At 48.4% G+C, this 18405-nt stretch carries 14 protein-coding genes; 11 read left to right on the top strand and 3 right to left on the bottom strand.

What is annotated here, in order from left to right; translation table 11 throughout:
* Positions 1-26 precede the first annotated feature (26 nt).
* From C7H79_RS00140 to mepK, 5 genes are all read left to right on the top strand, one after another.
* Positions 27-740 (top strand): phage tail protein, encoded by a 714-nt coding sequence (locus C7H79_RS00140; protein ID WP_242447047.1) that lies wholly within the window; start codon positions 27-29, stop codon positions 738-740.
* 41 nt (positions 741-781) lie between these two features.
* Positions 782-1759, top strand: coding sequence for a tetratricopeptide repeat protein (locus C7H79_RS00145; RefSeq protein ID WP_106705275.1), 978 nt, complete (start codon positions 782-784; stop codon positions 1757-1759).
* Positions 1760-1891: 132 nt separating this feature from the next.
* Positions 1892-6823: a beta strand repeat-containing protein gene (locus C7H79_RS00150; protein WP_106705276.1), complete on the top strand. Its 4932-nt coding sequence runs from the start codon at positions 1892-1894 to the stop codon at positions 6821-6823.
* Positions 6824-7232: 409 nt separating this feature from the next.
* On the top strand, positions 7233-8867 hold the full coding sequence (locus C7H79_RS00155; protein ID WP_106705362.1) for a L,D-transpeptidase family protein: 1635 nt from the start codon (positions 7233-7235) through the stop codon (positions 8865-8867).
* Between the two features lie 45 nt (positions 8868-8912).
* A complete protein-coding gene (gene mepK, locus C7H79_RS00160) occupies positions 8913-9506 on the top strand; it encodes a peptidoglycan L,D-endopeptidase MepK (protein ID WP_106705277.1) in 594 nt (197 codons plus the stop codon).
* A gap of 225 nt (positions 9507-9731) precedes the next feature.
* Here the strand turns inward: mepK and C7H79_RS00165 are convergent, their stop codons facing one another.
* Genes C7H79_RS00165 through pyrE form a run of 3 tightly spaced genes read right to left on the bottom strand, consistent with a single transcriptional unit; the run spans position 9732 to position 13389 of the window.
* Complete coding sequence (locus C7H79_RS00165; RefSeq protein WP_197714554.1) at positions 9732-12452, bottom strand: ATP-binding protein; 2721 nt, start codon at positions 12450-12452, stop codon at positions 9732-9734.
* A 9-nt stretch (positions 12453-12461) separates the two neighbouring features.
* Entirely contained in the window at positions 12462-12716 is a 255-nt protein-coding gene (locus tag C7H79_RS18265; protein WP_197714555.1) for a toll/interleukin-1 receptor domain-containing protein, read from the bottom strand.
* Between the two features lie 28 nt (positions 12717-12744).
* Complete coding sequence (pyrE, locus tag C7H79_RS00170; protein ID WP_106705278.1) at positions 12745-13389, bottom strand: orotate phosphoribosyltransferase; 645 nt, start codon at positions 13387-13389, stop codon at positions 12745-12747.
* Positions 13390-13415: 26 nt separating this feature from the next.
* Between pyrE and C7H79_RS00175 the strand changes: the two genes are divergently transcribed.
* The 6 genes from C7H79_RS00175 (at position 13416) to C7H79_RS19185 (ending at position 18391) form a co-directional block, all read left to right on the top strand.
* Positions 13416-14189, top strand: a complete 774-nt coding sequence (locus C7H79_RS00175; RefSeq protein ID WP_106705279.1) for an exodeoxyribonuclease III — start codon at positions 13416-13418, stop codon at positions 14187-14189.
* On the top strand, positions 14186-15562 hold the full coding sequence (locus C7H79_RS00180) for an AmpG family muropeptide MFS transporter (RefSeq protein WP_106705280.1): 1377 nt from the start codon (positions 14186-14188) through the stop codon (positions 15560-15562). The genes C7H79_RS00175 and C7H79_RS00180 overlap by 4 nt, the downstream gene beginning before the upstream one ends.
* 18 nt (positions 15563-15580) lie before the next feature.
* Positions 15581-16759, top strand: coding sequence for a cell division protein ZapE (gene zapE, locus C7H79_RS00185; protein WP_242447048.1), 1179 nt, complete (start codon positions 15581-15583; stop codon positions 16757-16759).
* 307 nt (positions 16760-17066) lie between these two features.
* Entirely contained in the window at positions 17067-18020 is a 954-nt protein-coding gene (locus tag C7H79_RS00190) for a TIGR01777 family oxidoreductase (RefSeq protein ID WP_242447049.1), read from the top strand.
* A 19-nt stretch (positions 18021-18039) separates the two neighbouring features.
* Positions 18040-18240: a deoxyribodipyrimidine photo-lyase gene (locus C7H79_RS19180; protein ID WP_197714556.1), complete on the top strand. Its 201-nt coding sequence runs from the start codon at positions 18040-18042 to the stop codon at positions 18238-18240.
* Positions 18188-18391 (top strand): deoxyribodipyrimidine photo-lyase, encoded by a 204-nt coding sequence (locus C7H79_RS19185; protein ID WP_197714557.1) that lies wholly within the window; start codon positions 18188-18190, stop codon positions 18389-18391. Before C7H79_RS19180 ends, C7H79_RS19185 begins: the two co-directional genes overlap by 53 nt.
* The last annotated feature ends 14 nt before the right edge of the window (positions 18392-18405 follow it).

Below are 18405 nucleotides of genomic sequence, written 5' to 3' on the forward strand. Positions count from 1 at the left end.
TAAGGGGAAAACTGATGAAACCGAGCATGAAAACGCCATGTTTTTTTTCTTTAGCCGCAGCCATGATGCTGATGAGCACAGCGCCTAACAGCGCCAACGCCGGAATGGAGCCCTTTGTCGGCGAAATAAGCTATGTAGCATTTAATTTTGCACCGCAAGGATGGTTTCCATGTGATGGTCAAACGCTCTCTATCAATCAATATGCAGTCCTCTACTCGCTACTTGGTACAACATATGGCGGTAATGGAACAACTACTTTTGCCCTTCCTGACATGCGCGGAAGAGTTCCTGTCCATCAAGGGCAACACCCGGGTGGTTCGACATTCATTTTGGGACGATCCAGCGGCACAGAAACCATGACACTGACTGTGAATAATATGCCTGTCCATAGTCACTCCGCCACAGCCACCTCGGCTTCCACATCAGCTGTAGCACCGGGCAGTACCGCAACATCGACATTGAAAGCGGTGAATAGTGATGCTGACATAAAAACTGCGGCAGGAAATTCGCTGGCCAATGCTAAAGGATTGAACACAGCTTATTCGGCATCTGCACCGAATGTTAACATGCATTCCGCCTCGATCGAGACTACGCTGAATGGACTCAATATCGTCACCACAACCAGTACCAACGTCGATATCGGCACTGCGGGAGGATCTCAATCATTTTCAGTTATGCAGCCATACACCGTTGTGAATTGCATTATTGCCGGAGATGGCATTTATCCTTCGCGGCCTTAGCTTGGCTCTGTTTGACACTGAATCGCAACCGTCAGCACAAAATGAAAAAAGCTTTATGGGCGTTTCTGTGCGCCGCTATCTTTCTATCCGAAGCTTTGGCGGATAAAGTAAGCGACGCAAAAGAACAAACAAGCAACAATCTGATCATTAAAAATGCCCAAAATGCACTAGCATCCGGCAATTATGAAAAAGCTTTTAGCGGATATTATGATGCCGCCGTGCATGACAATAATGCCCTGGCACAATTTTCGCTGGGTCTTTTCTACCGCAATGGCTGGGGGCGCGAAACCAATCCAGTCGTGGCGTGTCAGTGGTTCGAAAAAGCCGCACAAAAAGGTATTCCGACCGCTCAGCATTTAGTCGGGGTATGTTTTGAGCAAGGCACGCATCATCCGGAAGATCCCATTGCGGCAGCCAACTGGTTCCAAAAAGCGGCTCAGGCAGGACATATTCATTCTTATTGCCATCTCGCCAATCTGTTGATGACCGGCACAGGTTTTCCCAAAGATCCTGCTAAAGCGCTGGAGCTTTGCCGCCCTGCTGCACAGCAAGGTTCCATCCCCGCGCAGATATGGATGGGGAAGTTTTATCTGCAAGGCGACTCAGCCATCCGAGATAAACAAGAAGCCTATCGCTGGTTTGCAGCCGCAGCACAAAAACAAGCGCCCGAAGCTTTCTATTATTTGGGCCTCATCCTGCAGTCCGATTTACCGGCCAGGCACGCGCCAAAAGAAATCAGGCAATTGTTTGAACAAGCCGCAGCACTCAAATATGTTCCAGCTTATTTTCAGGCAGGAAAACATTTTTTTCATGCAGAACCTGATCCAGAAACAAATCAACTGTCCGCAGAACATCTGGCAAAAGCCTATTTGTGGCTGTCAGCAACGATTCAACGATCCGAGGATATGGAAGAAATCACCGCAGCAAAAATGATCCTGGAACAAATACTGGTCGTGATGCCGCAAACATGGCTCGCCGAACTCGACCAGAAAGTGGCACAGCACTTGCAGGAAAATTAAGCGGAAACCATCTGATGAAATTTAATCGTACTGGTATCAAAGCTATCGCCCGGAAAACGATAACGCTTAAATAACGTCTTTCCAAAATCGATAATTATTCTCTAGTTTTAAAACATTCAAAGGAGTTATGCAATGACGACTACAAATTTCGACAGCGGTTCGCTAATCTTTAACGATGGCGTTACTTCAGCTACCTATAGCGGATGGACGTTCGGTGCCAGCAGCGCTGTTGATTTCGCAAATGCCCATGATGTAGATATATCAGTGCTTCTGAATCAATCCGGTGGACGGTCCATTATTCTCAATTATGGCGGAGCCAATGTAACCAATTTCTATTTCAAATCTTCGGATGGCTCCGATTTTCAGCTCAATTCATTCAAGATTGACAATGGCCCAAATGGCGCTTCAAATTCTTTGACCATTTCCGGGTACCGTGATAACGCTTTGATCGTTAGTGCGGAAGCAGTCAATTTAATTACCAGCGATGCAACCGGAAATATCATTTATACGCAGCAAAGCAACGCAGGACCAGAATATAGTGGATTGTTGACATTTAATTCTGCATTCAACAATATTGACGAAATACGTTTTGCTTTTAACAGTGCTGTAGAACTTACCATTGATGATATTGACATCTCGGCAGCGGTTGTTCCTCCCACCATCACCTCAGCCACTTACAACGCCAGCACCAATTCGCTGGTTGTCACCGGCACCAACATGGTAGCCACATCCGGTGCAACCAACGATATCGATGTCTCAAAACTGACACTGACCGGCCAAGGAGGCGCAACCTATACGTTGACTTCATCAAACGTGGAAATCACTTCAGCAACTCAGTTTACCGTTGCCTTGAATGCTGAAGATCAAATCAATGTAGAAGGATTGCTGAACAAGAACGGCACCTCCGCCGTCGACGCCACAACGTTTAACCTCGCCGCTGCCGCTGACTGGAATCCTGCGCAGACCGGCAATTCGGACACTACGGGTAACCCGGTTACTGTCAGCAACGTACAGATACCTACCATCACATCCGCTACCTACAATGCCAGTACAGGAAGCCTGGTCGTTACCGGAGTAAATTTCGTCAAAGCCAGCGGTGCCACGAACGACATTACCGCCAACAAATTCACTTTATACGGCGAAGGTGCTGAGAGCTATACATTGACCGATACCGCCAACGTCGAGATCACTTCCGGCACAGCCTTCACGCTCACCCTGAGCGCGACTGACAAGGCTGGCGTCAATCAGATCATCAACCAAAACGGCGGAGTCTCTACCGATATCAGCACCTACTATCTGGAAGCTGCCGATGACTGGAATACTGTGATCGGTGATACCGATATTTCTGATGACTCCGGCAATAACATTACCGCTTCCAACGTGGCTGTGCCTGCCATTACATCCGCCACTTACGACGCCAGCAGCGGCGTTCTGGTGGTAACCGGCAGTAACTTCCTGAGTCGCCACGGTGCCGCCAACGACATTATCGCCAATAAATTCACGCTCACCGGCGAAGGCGGCGCAACCTATACGCTGACCGATACCGCCAATGTCGATATCACTTCCGGCACAGCCTTTACGCTCACTCTGAGCGCGACTGACAAAGCTGGCGCAAACATGATCATCAACAAAAACGGCACACTCTCTACCGATATCAGCACCTACAACCTGGCTGCCGCCGAAGACTGGGCAGCAGGTGCCGCTATGGCTGTCGATGTGGCCGACTTGACCGGCAATGGCATTACCGCTTCCAGCGTGGCTGCACCTGCCATTACATCCGCCACTTATGACGCCAGCAGCGGTGTTCTGGTGGTAACCGGCAGCGGCTTCCTGAGTAGAAACGGAGCCGCCAACGACATCATCGCCAATAAATTCACGCTCACCGGCGAAGGCGGCGCAACCTATACGCTGACCGATACCGCCAATGTCGATATCACTTCCGGTACAGCCTTTACGCTCACTCTGAGCGCGACTGACAAAGCTGGCGCAAACATGATCATCAACCAAAACGGAACACTCTCTACCGATATCAGCACCTACAACCTGACTGCCGCCGAAGACTGGGCAGCAGGTGCCGCTATGGCTGTCGATGTGGCCGACTTGACCGGCAATGGCATTACCGCTTCCAGCGTGGCTGCACCTGCCATTACATTCGCCACTTATGACGCCAGCAGCGGCGTTCTGGTGGTAACCGGCAGCGGCTTCCTGAGTAGAAACGGAGCCGTCAACGACATCATCGCCAATAAATTCACGCTCACCGGCGAAGGCGGCGCAACCTATACGCTGACCGATACCGCCAATGTCGATATTACTTCCGGCACAGCCTTTACGCTCACTCTGAGCGCGACTGACAAAGCTGGCGCAAACATGATCATCAACAAAAACGGAACACTCTCTACCGATATCAGCACCTACAACCTGGCTGCCGCCGAAGACTGGGCAGCAGGTGCCGCTATGGCTGTCGATGTGGCCGACTTGACCGGTAATGGCATTACCGCTTCCAACGTGGCTGTACCTGCCATTACATCCGCCACTTACGACGCCAGCAGCGGCGTTCTGGTGGTAACCGGCAGCGGCTTCCTGAGTAGAAACGGAACCGTCAACGACATCATCGCCAATAAATTCACGCTCACCGGCGAAGGCGGCGCAACCTATACGCTGACCGATACCGCCAATGTCGATATCACTTCCGGCACAGCCTTTACGCTCACCCTGAGCGCGACTGACAAAGCTGGCGCAAACATGATCATCAACAAAAACGGAACACTCTCTACCGATATCAGCACCTACAACCTGGCTGCCGCCGAAGACTGGGCAGCAGGTGCCGCTATGGCTGTCGATGTGGCTGACTTGACCGGTAATGGCATTACCGCTTCCAACGTGGCTATACCTGCCATTACATCCGCCACTTACGACGCCAGCAGTGGCGTTCTGGTGATAACCGGCACTAACTTCCTGAGTAGCCACGGTGCCGCCAACGACATCATCGCCAATAAATTCACGCTCACCGGCGAAGGCGGCGCAACCTATACGCTGACCGATACCGCCAATGTCGATATTACTTCCGGCACAGCCTTTACGCTCACCCTGAGCGCGACTGACAAGGCTGGCGCAAACATGATCATCAACAAAAGTGGCACAGCTTCAAATGATGCAAAAACCTACAATCTGGCTGCCGCCGAAGACTGGGCAGCAGGTGCTGATGCATCTGTCGATGTGGCCGATCTCACTGGCAATGGCATTAATGCAACTATTCCGATCACTTCATCAGGAAATTCTGGCAGCGGAGGCAATGCATCCCCTAACTCCAAAACCATTGATGGCGCAGCCGCCACTGTTACAACGCAATCGAATGGCACCGTTGTGACTACAGTTTTACCGGTTGTCAGTAACCGTCAAGATGATCCGAACAGCTTATTCGGTCATTATGCTGATATTCCTGTTACCACTGATGCAAATGGCAATGCTTCGCTGATTATCAGCCTGCCTGTGGGTGTCGGCCTGAACAGTGCGGGAAAACCTCAGTTGCAGAGTCTGCAGAATGCTACCAATGATCTGATGCAGCGAATTGAGCAGAAAACTGGCTCAAATAGCACTCTAAGTCAGGAAATCATCAATCGGGCACAAGAGTTTTTATCGACACTAAATACAGATGAACGCGTTACGGTACATACCATCACGCCATCGATCAGTGACAATCGGGCACCGGATATCCCCATTATTATTACTGGGTCAAGTATCGATAACAACAGCAAGCAAATCTTGATAGTCGATGTCAGAAACCTTCCATCTGGCACTATCATTCAGCTCGATAATGTTGCATTTGCATCAATTATCGGAGCCACTCGGGTTGTTGGTGGAAGCGGCGAAAATTTTGCTGTCGGCGATGATCAGAATCAGTTTATTGTGCTGGGCGCTGAGAATGACATTCTGTTTGGAGGCGGCGGCGATGATACGATCGGCAGTCTCGGCGGCGACGATCAAACTTCGGGTGATAGCGGCAATGATATCGTTTTCGGCGGCAGCGGCAATGATCGCTTAAGCGGCGGAAGCGGAAATGACCAACTCAATGGCGGTTTGGGTTTCGATATTGCGTTACAGGAAGGGCAATTATCAGATTACCGGATTGAAGTAAGCAATGATAAAGTCACGCTGATACAGAATAGTAATGGTGAGACTGATTCATTGACTGATATCGAATTGATCCAGTTTGCCACAGGCAACACCGTGGCCATAGCTTATTCTGAAAATGAAGCCGTTGCGCATCATCTGGCAAAAACATGGCTGCACCGTGATTTAACAGCGGCCGAAGGAAACGCCATACAAAATTGGCAGAATGCCACAACCGATGATATCTTGGCTGCCTTTTATAGCCTGCCTGAAGCTGCCGGATTGCAGGACAGAACCAGCGCTGAATTGCTCGATGGTCTCGAGACCAATCCAGATATTATCCGAATCAATGCAACCAGAGAATTTACGGGCGGTGTTGAGGACAATCAGGGCTATTTGCCGCTGGGTCTCGCTCTGCAAGCGGATGGAGGCGCAGGTTATGATGTATTGCGAATGCCAGGTACCCGCGACGACGTGCACTTGGAATTCGTTGATGACCGACTGGAATTGACACAACTGAGCGATGGCGCCATGTTGAGCCTGAAAAATGCCGAGATGATTGCTTTTGACAGCGGGGAAACCGTCGTGATTGCGCACAATGCAACTGAAGGTACTCTAAGTCGATTATTCCATAGTTTCATGCATCGGAATGCCAGCGTTGATGAATGGCAACTGGGGCGAGAAGCACTGCAAGCTCAGGTCAATCCTGACATGATTCTGGATTGGTTCCAGCAACATGCGGATCTGGATGCCTTATCCAATGCAGAGTACGTGCAAACGATCTACTCTCAGACACTGGAACGCTCTGCAACAGCCGATGAACTCAGCATTAAGGTTTCCCGCCTGGTTAACAATCAAGTTGATCGGCAATGGCTAGCGGTTGAAATTGCACAAAGTACAGAAGCAGCAGCACAATTGATCGGCAGCGTGATGCTGCAGGAGGGATGGTTTTAAACTGTCATTCCGAACCACGCGCTAAGTTGAGATGTGTCATCAAATAGTTTTTTGTAAGGGACGCCCATTACCCTTACTTCTAATCTCGGTATGAACACTGGGCACATCTCGCCTTTATCCGTTTCAGTGCAAAAACCAAGTGTCACTCCTTTTATGAAGCGAAATAAACGTAAAACAGAATGCTCATTTATTAAGCCGTTCTTTTCGCCTGTTTTTGCCTTGTATCAGTTGCCTCGAAAACGTTTCTCAACGGCCTGTTAGTATTTATCCATAAATTTTTTTGAAATGGCTCTGAATTCGATAAATGAAAGACAATTATCCCTTTCAAGCAAATATATCACTGCAGAACATTGATGTTAAAATCCCGGAATCTCTCAATAAAACATTAGCACAACAAAGGAATTTCTGCGTGACACGCTATCAATCCCAATCTGCTTTACTGACGACTCTCCGTTTTCTTTGTTATCTTCTTTTTCTATTAAATCCGATTACTTCCGCTGCACTCATCATTGATTCAAGAGGAATTGAACAGCAACTATCCAACTCCGCGACAGGATTAAGAAAAACTGAAATTGACGATTTACAACGATTTTATGCGGCACGGAAATTTCAACCATTATGGATTACAGGAGAGCCGGGTTTATCTCAATTGAAAACAGCACTGGCATTTATTGCCAGCGCAGAAGCCGAAGGGTTGGAAAGCCAGGACTATCAATTGCAGCAATTGACACAATTGCTACAGCAGATTGATCAATCTTCATCAGCAGCGATTGAGCTGGAAGTGCGCACGACGCATGCATTATTAAAGCTGGCAAGAGATTTGTCTCGCGGTCGTTTTTCCGCCACTGCAATCGATCGGGATTGGCATATCCCGCAACCGGAATTTGATGCGATTGCTTTCCTGCAAGAAGCAATTCGTTCCAATCACCTGGAACAATCACTCCAGAAACTGTCTCCACAAACATCCAATTATCAATTACTTAAACAGACATTGACTCACTACCAGGCATTACTCAGAGACTCCATAGAGTGGATTCGCATTCCCAGTTCACCGTCTATCCGACCCGGCGATATCTATGACAGCATTCCTTTGATTCGCCAGCGTATGGCGCAAGCTTATATGGCTGATGGCTTATCTGAATTTAATCTGATTCCCAGCGAAAGCCAACTCTACGATACTGAACTCGTTACCGCCATCAAAGCATTTCAGGAACAACATGGCCTAAATACTGATGGCATTATCGGGAAAAACACGATTAACGCTTTGAATATTCCTCTTGAATGGAAAGTACGCCAACTACGCATCAATATGGAACGTCTGCGTTGGTTGCCCAGAGACCTGGGGCAGCGTCATCTGCTGATCAATACCGCAGGTTTTTATCTCACCGCTGTTGAAAATGACGAGCCAGTCCTGAATATGCGCATTATTGTCGGGCGTGATTATCGTTCAACGCCCAGTTTTAACGGTGCACTCTCGTATATGGTGCTGAACCCTTATTGGAATGTTCCGGCCAGCATTGCACGCAAAGATTTATTACCCAAGCAGCAGCAGGATCCTACGTACTTCACTACCGCTGGATTCAAGGTTTTCCCCGCTCAGGAGCGTGGTGCACAGGCGATTGATCCGGATACAATCGATTGGAACGCAATTAAGAGAGGATTTCCCTACTTCCTACGTCAGGATCCTGGCAGTCACAATTCACTGGGAAAAATCAAATTCATGTTTTCCAATCCGTTTAGTATCTACTTACACGACACGCCATCTAAGTCACTGTTCAGGAAGGATATTCGAACCTTCAGCTCGGGTTGTATCCGACTCGAAAAACCATTCGAACTGGCAGCTTTTGCTCTAAAAAAACAAAGCTTGCCGGAGAAATTCAGCGCTGATCTGGTAAGCGATAAAACCATTACTACCCATTTACCTAAACCATTACCGCTTTACATGGTGTATATTACGGCCTGGGCTGATGAGCAAAACAAAGTTCATTTTTACCCGGATATATATGACCGTGATTTACGTGCGTTGCGTCATGCTCGCTGGTAAATTATTTTCGCACACAATCGCAGCATTTTCAGGAGAAAATAATCGATGATACGAAAATTTCTGGATCAAACGTATTTATCAGAAACAGAACCTAGCCGCCGAAATTTTTTAAAAACCGGCATAGGCGCATGCACTTTGTTGGCACTGCCAATGGCGGCAACATCCGTACATGCTGCCATCAAGAAACCTTTGGAGAAGAAACTGAGTTTTCTTAATCTGCATACCGGCGAACGGACCCGTGCGACCTTTTGGGCCAATGGCCGATATATTCCGGAAGGCATGCGCGCCATTAATCAAGTGCTGCGTGACCACCGCACCGGCGATAGAGTTTCCATTGACCCGACTTTATTCGATTTCCTGCATCTGTTACAACACAAACTAAGAACCAATCAAGAATTTCATGTAATTTCCGCATACCGTTCTCCTGCCACCAATGCCAAACTGGCAGCACAAAGTGGCGGTGTCGCCAAAAACAGCCTGCATACGCATGGAAAAGCCATTGATATTCGCTTGCCGGGACGTAAACTATCCGATTTGCGCAGCGCCGCAATGTCATTGCAAATTGGCGGTGTCGGTTATTATCCATCGTCTAATTTTGTTCACTTGGACACTGGGAACTACCGTTTCTGGGGCGGGTAAATATAAATCTGTCTGCACATACGTATTCTTGACTCTCGAAAGTAGCACTAGCCATTGCTGATTCATCCGGCGCTGAAAAAATCAATAATCTACACAGTGCCAAAGGTATTCTTAATTCTGCATCTGATAATTTTGTTGGGATTCGTGATTCGGTACCTGACCCTGCTAAGGTTAATTGATAGGTCGACTTCAAATCATGTAACGAAATGATAATGAATAGTCAGATCAATCTAACAATGCTTGTTTGGCATCGCTGAGTTCTTTGTCGCGGCGATGGTAGCCACATGTATTGATTATTTTTTCTGCAGCTTCCAGATCCGCGCTTGGCGACTGCCACGGATAATCCAAACTGCCGTCCAGAGTTCGCAGTTGTCCGAACAATCTCGCCCGATACAAATGAATATCCGCCATATGAAGCTTCATCGAGCTACGCTCGGCGATTTCCCAGGCTTCATCGAGGTCGGTTTGTGCACTGTCGGTGCCGGTATGCTTGCCTCCAATAAACCTTAGCCAAGCACGGATGAGAAGCCCTCTAGGCAGATGCCCAATTATGCCAGCGCGACGAAAACCATTAACGGTTTGCTCTACCTGTAATTGTGCATGCCGGGTGTCAGATTTTGCCAAAATCGCCTCGTAGAGCAAGGCGCTGCTTAACGTGAGGCGCTCCAGAGCAAGGTCGATAAGATCATCGTGCCTAAACATTCTCTCTGCGCATTGTTGAGAAAATGCAGTGCAAATTTCTAACGGATTCTTGCGTTCAAACTCTTGCAAGCAATATGAAGAAAACATTGCTTGCCACGCGGCACGCTCAGGATCAGCAAGTTGTAAATTCCAATATTGAAAACTCGCCAGACCGTAAAACAGTAGTCTGTCCATATAATCAGGGCCTATTTTCTCGGTTTCGCTGAATAAAGCCTTCGCTTTAGTCAGACGACCCGCTTGATGCAGGGCATCAGCATATCGAAATCTCTTGGTCATTTGTTCGTGCAGAATACCACTATGATCCGCACAAATAACCGATTCCTCGGCGACACTGATGGCCCCAATCACATCGCCTAGAGACATCTTCAGTTCACTCTGGATTCCAAGAAGGATAGCAGCATCCTTCAAACTTTTCTCCTTGCCCAACATATTAATTGCTAACTGCATTGGTTCCAAGGATTCGGTCAATCTACCCAAGGCGATGAGATAAATTGCAGCTTCACTATATAGTGAAATATGTAAATTTTCTGAAAGTATGGGTGAAATGGACTTCCACGGCTGATCATAAAAACAGGCAACCGCTCCTAAATTAGATGCCATTGCTCCGAGTTTTCGTGAACTATAGTAGTTACGGTATTGCAAAATGCGCCTCAAATAAATTTCGTCACATGCTTTCAATTGCAATCCCGCCTGACAGCCGTGGATCACGGCTTGGTAGAGAGGTTGGAGGTCTTCGAGCGTGGGCTGACTACCTTCATGCGTGGTTGCACATAGATACTCATAGAGCCGACGATGGGCCGTGCGCCACGCATTCGGTTGTTGCGCACGCAGTTGCCGCGAAAAGTATTCTCGCAGCAGCGGATGCGCATCGAGCGAAACAAGTGTGCCTGCAGCGTCCCGGTTCACCGTAAGTAATTGCGCGGATTCGAGGCCACTAAGGCAGAGCGCCCAGTCCTCATCGGCCAGCTCGGTGAGTGGATCAGTGATTCCGAGGATGGTTTCACTCCGCAGAGCCGCAAGGCAGCCGGCGTCTGCGGGCCGATCAAACAATCCCATAAGCCGCAGCACAGCTACTTCGCGCTGTCCTTCGTCGCCGCCGTTCAACAGCCACTTTTCGTAGGCCGCCATAGTGCGAAAAGCGTGCCCTCCACTGATCTTCTCGTCAGCTTTCTCAAACCTTACACGATCGCACCGGCGAATATCGCCATTAAAGGCGCGTTTCAGAAATCCTCCGAGCAAGGTCAGCGTGAGTGCATGTCCTTTCACGTCTTCAACCAATTTTTCTAATTCTTGCGCCATACCGCGCACACCGAGTGTTTTTAGTAGAAATACACCGGCGTCGGGCGACAAACGTAACAGCGTTACTTCAACCACAGTCTTATTCTGAAACGCCCGTAAATCTGGCAATGAATACCGGGTGGTAATCACACATAAACCGTGACTGTTTTGCGCTAGCCCTTTGAGCAGCGCAGAGATACCCTGATCCTTCAGTTCGCCCGGTGTAGGCGAAGTGGGTGCATATTGGAGTGGCTCGAGACCATCGAGAACAAGCAGGCTGCGTTGCCGCCCTACAAGGCGTGCAAGATGCCGGCCTTTCTCGTATGCTCCGACAGGACTGCCGGCAAATCCTTTGTCTGCAGCATTACCGAAAAAGCTAATTGCTTCCTTCAGAAATAAATCGGAGGAAGTCACCAGTTGTTCACTCGTACCCTGATTATAGAACGACCACGCAAAAGCGGCATCGCAACCGGGCCAATCTTTGGCAAGCATCTCATCCACAATCCATTTGGCCACCAGGGAAGTCTTTCCCTCGCCGCCAAAAGCAACAAATGTGAGAATGCGGGAGCGCTCCTTTTCCACACGCACGACTTTATCCCAAGCGTCGCTGAGAAATGCGCTTTCATCTTCGCGGCCAATTAATTGGGTAGGTGCGTATTTGAGGATGTGGGAGATGTCGACCTTGAGAACTATATCTTTTGTTAACGAAACTTCACCGGGGCGAGCAAACAAAGGTTTTGTTGTACTCGTTTCGAGGTCAGGTGGGATACCGATGGCGGGCTTGGAATAAAGCGGGCGGTTCTGAAGCTTACGTAAAAGCGCCTCATAACCAGCTGAACCGTCGAGCAGGAAACTATCGTAGCCTTGAAGTTCGAGCGGAATGTGATTTCTATCCGAGGTATTGAAGAAAACAGGAAAGATTCGGCTATTATGAAGCTTATTGCAATAAAGAGAACGCCGGATCAATCCAGCTTCTCAGCCAACACCCAATCCCTGATCGGGTAATTCTTCGTGCTGGAAACGGCGCTTGTAAGTTTCAGTAACTACGCAAAGTATGAAATCTGCATCGCGTAATTGTTTAGTCATCCATAATGGCCAGTCTTCATCGGTATCTTTGTAAACATCGAGGCGACAATCAAACCCTTCCCGGGATAGGCTTGCATCTAAGCCGATTACCTTATCACTATGCTCTTTAGAATCATGGCTGTAACTGATAAATACTTTCTTCATGAGGAATGGATATATTGAAAACAATCTGCTAGTAGTTCACCCCATACTGCTCTCGGTAACACTGCACCGCCAGCAAATGCTGTTCGAATTCTCGATGATTCTGTAAATAAACCACCAGATCGTTCAGATTAATAATCGAAGTCACAGTAAGGCCATGCATTTGCTGCACTTCCTGCACTGCCGATAACTGGTCGCTACCCCGCTCCATGCGATCCACGGCGATGACGACACCGCTTGGTGTTGCACCGGAGGCTTTGATTAAATCGACCGATTCACGCACTGAAGTACCCGCTGAAATAACATCATCGACAATCAACACACGACCCACCATCGAGGCACCGACCAATACGCCGCCTTCACCGTGATCCTTGGCTTCCTTGCGGTTAAAGCAGAATGGGTAGTTATACCCCATCTCAGCCAGCGCGATGACAATGGCACTGACCAATGGAATGCCTTTATAGGCCGGACCAAACAGCATGTCGAACGGAAGCTCTGCAGCAACTATCGCTTTGGCGTAAAATTGCCCAAGTTTGCGCAGCGAATCGCCATCGTTAAATAATCCCGCATTAAAAAAATACGGTGACATGCGCCCGGCTTTGGTTTTAAATTCACCAAAACATAATACATTGCACGCAATGGCGAATTCAATGAAGGCTTGCCGGAAATCGGACATAAATTAATCAACTCCTGAATGAATAGATGCAAATTATAACGCTTAACGTAAATGGTATCCGTGCGGCGGTGAAAAAAGGCTTTCTTGAATGGCTCGGGTCACAAGCCGCGGATATCGTATGCGTACAAGAATTAAAAGCGCAATTGCCTGACCTTTCCGCCGAAATGCAGGCGCCGAATGGCTATCACGGTTATTTCCATTGCGCCGAGCAAAGAGGTTATAGTGGTGTCGGCATATATACTCGCAAAAAACCGGATCAAGTGATCGAAGGTATTGGAATTTCTGATATCGATATCGAAGGTCGCTTTTTGCAAGCCGATTTTGGCAATTTAAGTATCATTTCAATTTATCTGCCGTCCGGCTCCAGCGGCGAGCATCGGCAAGCTGCAAAATTTTATTTCATGGAAAAATTTTTTCCGGTATTGCAGAACCTAAAAGCTAGTAATCGAGAAATCATTTTATGCGGAGATTGGAACATTGCGCACAAGAAAATCGACCTTAAAAATTGGCGCTCCAATCAGAAAAATTCCGGTTTCCTGCCTGAAGAACGCGACTGGTTGTCCAATGTATTGGAAAATTTCGGTTTTATCGATGTATTTCGCCAGCTGAACACCGAACCGGATCATTACACCTGGTGGTCGAATCGTGGACAAGCCTGGGCAAAAAACGTCGGTTGGCGCATCGACTACCAAATCGCCACGCCTGCTATCGCACAACAAGCGCGAACTACTTCAATTTATAAAGATGAGCGTTTTTCCGATCATGCGCCACTGATCATCGACTACGATCACGAATTATGACATCGGATGCGCTATCCAGTTGGTTGCAGGCACTGCGGGTATATACTCACCCCCGCGTACTCGGCATGCTGTCGCTGGGATTCTCCGCCGGATTGCCGTTGCTGTTGATTATGGGCACATTATCATTCTGGCTGCGGGAAGCAGGTATCGATCGCACTACAATCGGCCATCTGAGCTGGATTGGCTTGGCCTACAGTTTTAAATGGCTGTGGTCTCCATTGGTTGACCGACTATCGCTGCCACTGTTGACGCGATGGCTGGGCCGCCGCCGTGCCTGGTTGTTACTGTCGCAGATCACCATTGCCATGGCGTTGACAGGCATGGCATTCACCGACCCTGTTATCAATCTGACACATTTGGTATTTTTTGCACTTGCCGTGGCTTTTGCTTCCGCCACTCAGGACATCGCACTTGATGCTTATCGCATCGAGGCTGTCGCAGCGGAATTGCAAGGCGCAATGGCCGCCACCTACCAAGCCGGCTATCGTGTCGCGATGATCCTGGCTTCAGCTGGCGTGCTGTGGATTGCTGCGGCGGTTGATGTCACTGCTGATGCCTACGACCACGCACCATGGCGTTTCGCTTATCTGGTAATGGCCTTTAGCATGATCGTCGGAATTATCAGTACGCTGGTCATTCGCGAACCAGATGTACCTTACAATCGATTAATCTCAGAAAACGAAAAAATCGCACAGCAGGCCATTGCAGCGTGGCATCTTCATCCCCGCATCGGCAACCTGCTGGTTTGGCTTTACGGTGCATTAATAGCGCCATTCCGCGACTTTATCATGCGGCATGGCCGGCAGGCATTGCTGATCCTGGGCCTGATTGCCATCTACCGTATCTCCGATGTTGTGATGGGCGTAATGAGCAATCCTTTCTATGTCGATATGGGATACAGTAAAGAAGAAGTCGCCACGATTTCAAAAGTGTATGGCGTAATTATGACTATCGTAGGGGCCGCGATCGGCGGCGTGCTGACTGTCAAAATCGGCATCATGCGCACACTGTTTTTAGGGGCTGTGCTGTCTGCTGCGACCAATCTAATGTTTGTCTGGCTCGCAGGGCGGGGTCATGATGTGAGCGGGTTAATTTTCACCATATCAGCAGACAACCTTTCTGCTGGCATTGCTTCTTGCGCTTTTATCGCATATTTATCCGGCCTAACCAATTCGGCATATTCAGCCACCCAATATGCATTATTCAGTTCGGTAATGCTGTTGCTGCCCAAATTTATCGCCGGATTCAGCGGACAATTTGTCGATGCATACGGCTATGAAAGTTTCTTCATAGCCACCGCTATACTAGGCCTGCCTGTTTTGGTTCTGGTTTGGCTCGCCGGGCAGGCTAAGTTTACGCATTCCTCTCAATAGCAGCCTTTATATTCAATCATGCCACATGCTCCCATGCAAAAAAACCCAGAATCTGAATATAATGCGCTGTTATGCGCGGGCGAACTGAAGCCGGACGCCGATCAGGCTAAAGCAGTTGCCGCTCTGGATCGATTACATCGCGATTTAATCGGATGCCGTACAACCGGAAAGAAATGGCCTGTCAGATTATTTCACTGGCTTGGCAGTGAAAAATCAGCGCCTAAAGGCATTTATCTCTATGGAGGAGTAGGACGAGGCAAATCCATGCTGATGGATCTGTTTTACGCGACTATTCCAATAACATCAAAGAAACGAGTCCACTTCCATGAATTCATGCTGGATATACATGCTCGACTCAAGGACTGGCACGAATTTTCTGTACGGGAACGTGCACAACAGGGATGGCGCGCCAGTGACGTTGATCCGATCCCATCGATCGCACGGAAATTAGCCGATACCACAATGCTATTATGTTTTGACGAATTCCAGGTTACCGATATCGCTGATGCGATGATACTGACTCGGCTCTTTAACGCACTGTTTGCTCAAGGCGTAGTTGTAGTCATTACCTCTAATCGACCACCCGATGATCTCTACTTAAATGGCTTGAATCGTCAACGCTTTCTGCCATTCATTCAGCAGATAAAAGAAAGGCTTGAGATTATTTCACTGGAAAGCCCAATTGATTATCGCTATAACCGCTTGAAAGGTGCGCAAACCTACTATTTCCCGATTAACGAAGCCACTACGGCCGAGTTGTCGGCAACATTCTTTCGTCTGACCGATCGCAGCATCGAAGATCGGAATAAGGTTCCCAGCGAAGAGTTAAACGTACAGGGGCGAACGCTATTCGTTCCCAAAGCTGCGCGAGGCGTCGCTGTTTTTTCATTTAAGCGTCTGTGCGCAAATCCTCTGGGAGCCGCAGACTATCTCGCAATTGCCAGGACCTATCATACCGTCATCATGGTTGCGATCCCTCAATTCAACCAGGAAAACAACAGCGAAGCCAAGCGCTTCATGCATTTGATCGATGCACTGTATGAAAATGGCGTCAAATTCTTGTGCTCAGCCGCGGTACCGCTTCAATCACTATATGCCGGGGGAGAGATCAGTTTCGAATTTGAACGCACAATTTCGCGTCTAATGGAAATGCAGTCGAAAAGTTATCTGGCCAGGGGACATGGTAAGAATTTATAATAATAAAACATCAACACCACGTCTTTGGTGCCTGAAGCAGTGAAATGAATCAATATCGAACACCACTTGATCATTGTCGCCACTGATGCTGTTGGGCAGCACATCACCCATCTATCTCGATTGTAATTACCGTTGATCATTGTTGCATTCTCACTAACTTATTGATGGATACTGTCAGTATCTCCATTTGAGGCGATTCTTGAAGCATCATAACTCCCAGTAAATTCATAAGGATTCCATACAGGTATAGCACCGTCCGAGATTACCTCACTACAGAACTCGACTGAAAAAGAGCAGGAAAGGGTGTATGCTGAAGTTATCTTATATTCCAAGCGAGGGGCAGAGTATGAACATACTAATGACCGGAGCGACGGGGTTTATCGGTCGCCACCTGATGCAGCGCTTACAACTTGAGAATCACACGATTAAAGCACTGAGCCGCAACGGCAAGCGTGCAAGCCAACTACTCGGCGTCCCGGCATTTGACTGGGATTACGCTACCCAAGACGTGCCTGCTGAAGCAATGCACGATTGTCAGATCATCATCAATCTGATGGGGGAGAATCTCGGCGATGGCCGCTGGACCGAGGCACGCAAACATGAAATTTATGCTTCCCGCATCCTCAGCACACGCAAATTAATTGCAGTTGCTCCAAAAAACTTGCAAGCTTTCGTCTGCGGCTCGGCAATCGGCATTTATCCAGGCGTAGGCGATGAATTGTATGATGAATCCTATACTGTCCCAGAGCGGCTCAGTTTTATGCAAACCCTTTGCCATGACTGGGAACAGGAAGCTGTCAGGATTGAACACAGCAACGTGCGCCGAGTCAGTATCCGTACCGGGGTGGTGCTGGGCGAAGGCGGCATGCTAAAAAAACTACTGCCGATATTCAAGCTGGGCTTGGGCGGATCGGTCGGCGATGGCCGCCAATGGCTACCGTGGATACATATTGATGATATTGTCTCGGTGTTTTGCAAGGCTGCGCTGGATGTGCGCTATCAGGGTCCGATAAATGCCGTGTCACCCAGTCCGGTTCGCTATCGCGAATTTGCAACCGCGCTTGGCAAGGCGCTTCGTCGTCCTTCCTACTTTCCTACTCCGGCATTTATCCTGAAACTGGTATTAGGCGAAGCGGCTGCACTGGCTCTAAATAGTTATCACATCACACCCAGACGATTGTTGGAAGACTATAATTTTAGGTTTAAATTTAATAACTTGACGGCAGCGCTGAACGATTTATTTCCCGCAACCAAGTCCTAACATTAAAACCAGAAACGCAATGGCACCACAGCTTGCTGTTTTCTGGTTTCGGCGTGATCTGCGACCGGGCGACAAAGTCGGATTCTCACATGCACTGGCATCCGAACACCCGGTTTTGATGGTTTTTATTTTTGATCCATCAATTCTGACAGGATTACCCGAAAACGATGCGCGCTACGTTCATCTACGATACCTTGCAAACCTTGCGTACACAGCTTGAGAAAAAATATGCGAGTTCAATCGCGCTGTTTTATGGCAAGCCAGTAGAAGTTTTCGATCAAATCCTGCCTTCATATCCTGTCGTAGCAGTTTTCACTAACCATGACTATGAAACCTATGTGGGCGAACGGGGCGAAGTAATCCGGAAATGACTGCAAGCACGATC

Origin of the sequence: Nitrosomonas supralitoralis (assembly GCF_003011925.2) — a bacterium.
In the GTDB taxonomy this organism is placed as follows: domain Bacteria; phylum Pseudomonadota; class Gammaproteobacteria; order Burkholderiales; family Nitrosomonadaceae; genus Nitrosomonas; species Nitrosomonas supralitoralis.

Bases quoted from the DNA above. Each gene is read 5' to 3' on its own strand.
- C7H79_RS00140 (WP_242447047.1), top strand. From the start codon at position 27: ATGAAAACGCCATGTTTTTTTTCTTTAGCCGCAGCCATGATGCTGATG.
- pyrE (WP_106705278.1), bottom strand. From the start codon at position 13,389: ATGTCCGATTTCCGGCAAGCCTTCATTGAATTCGCCATTGCGTGCAAT.
- C7H79_RS00145 (WP_106705275.1), top strand. From the start codon at position 782: ATGAAAAAAGCTTTATGGGCGTTTCTGTGCGCCGCTATCTTTCTATCC.
- mepK (WP_106705277.1), top strand. From the start codon at position 8,913: ATGATACGAAAATTTCTGGATCAAACGTATTTATCAGAAACAGAACCT.
- C7H79_RS19185 (WP_197714557.1), top strand. From the start codon at position 18,188: ATGCGCGCTACGTTCATCTACGATACCTTGCAAACCTTGCGTACACAG.
- C7H79_RS00175 (WP_106705279.1), top strand. From the start codon at position 13,416: ATGCAAATTATAACGCTTAACGTAAATGGTATCCGTGCGGCGGTGAAA.
- C7H79_RS19180 (WP_197714556.1), top strand. From the start codon at position 18,040: ATGGCACCACAGCTTGCTGTTTTCTGGTTTCGGCGTGATCTGCGACCG.
- C7H79_RS00180 (WP_106705280.1), top strand. From the start codon at position 14,186: ATGACATCGGATGCGCTATCCAGTTGGTTGCAGGCACTGCGGGTATAT.
- zapE (WP_242447048.1), top strand. From the start codon at position 15,581: ATGCCACATGCTCCCATGCAAAAAAACCCAGAATCTGAATATAATGCG.
- C7H79_RS18265 (WP_197714555.1), bottom strand. From the start codon at position 12,716: ATGAAGAAAGTATTTATCAGTTACAGCCATGATTCTAAAGAGCATAGT.
- C7H79_RS00150 (WP_106705276.1), top strand. From the start codon at position 1,892: ATGACGACTACAAATTTCGACAGCGGTTCGCTAATCTTTAACGATGGC.
- C7H79_RS00190 (WP_242447049.1), top strand. From the start codon at position 17,067: ATGCTGAAGTTATCTTATATTCCAAGCGAGGGGCAGAGTATGAACATA.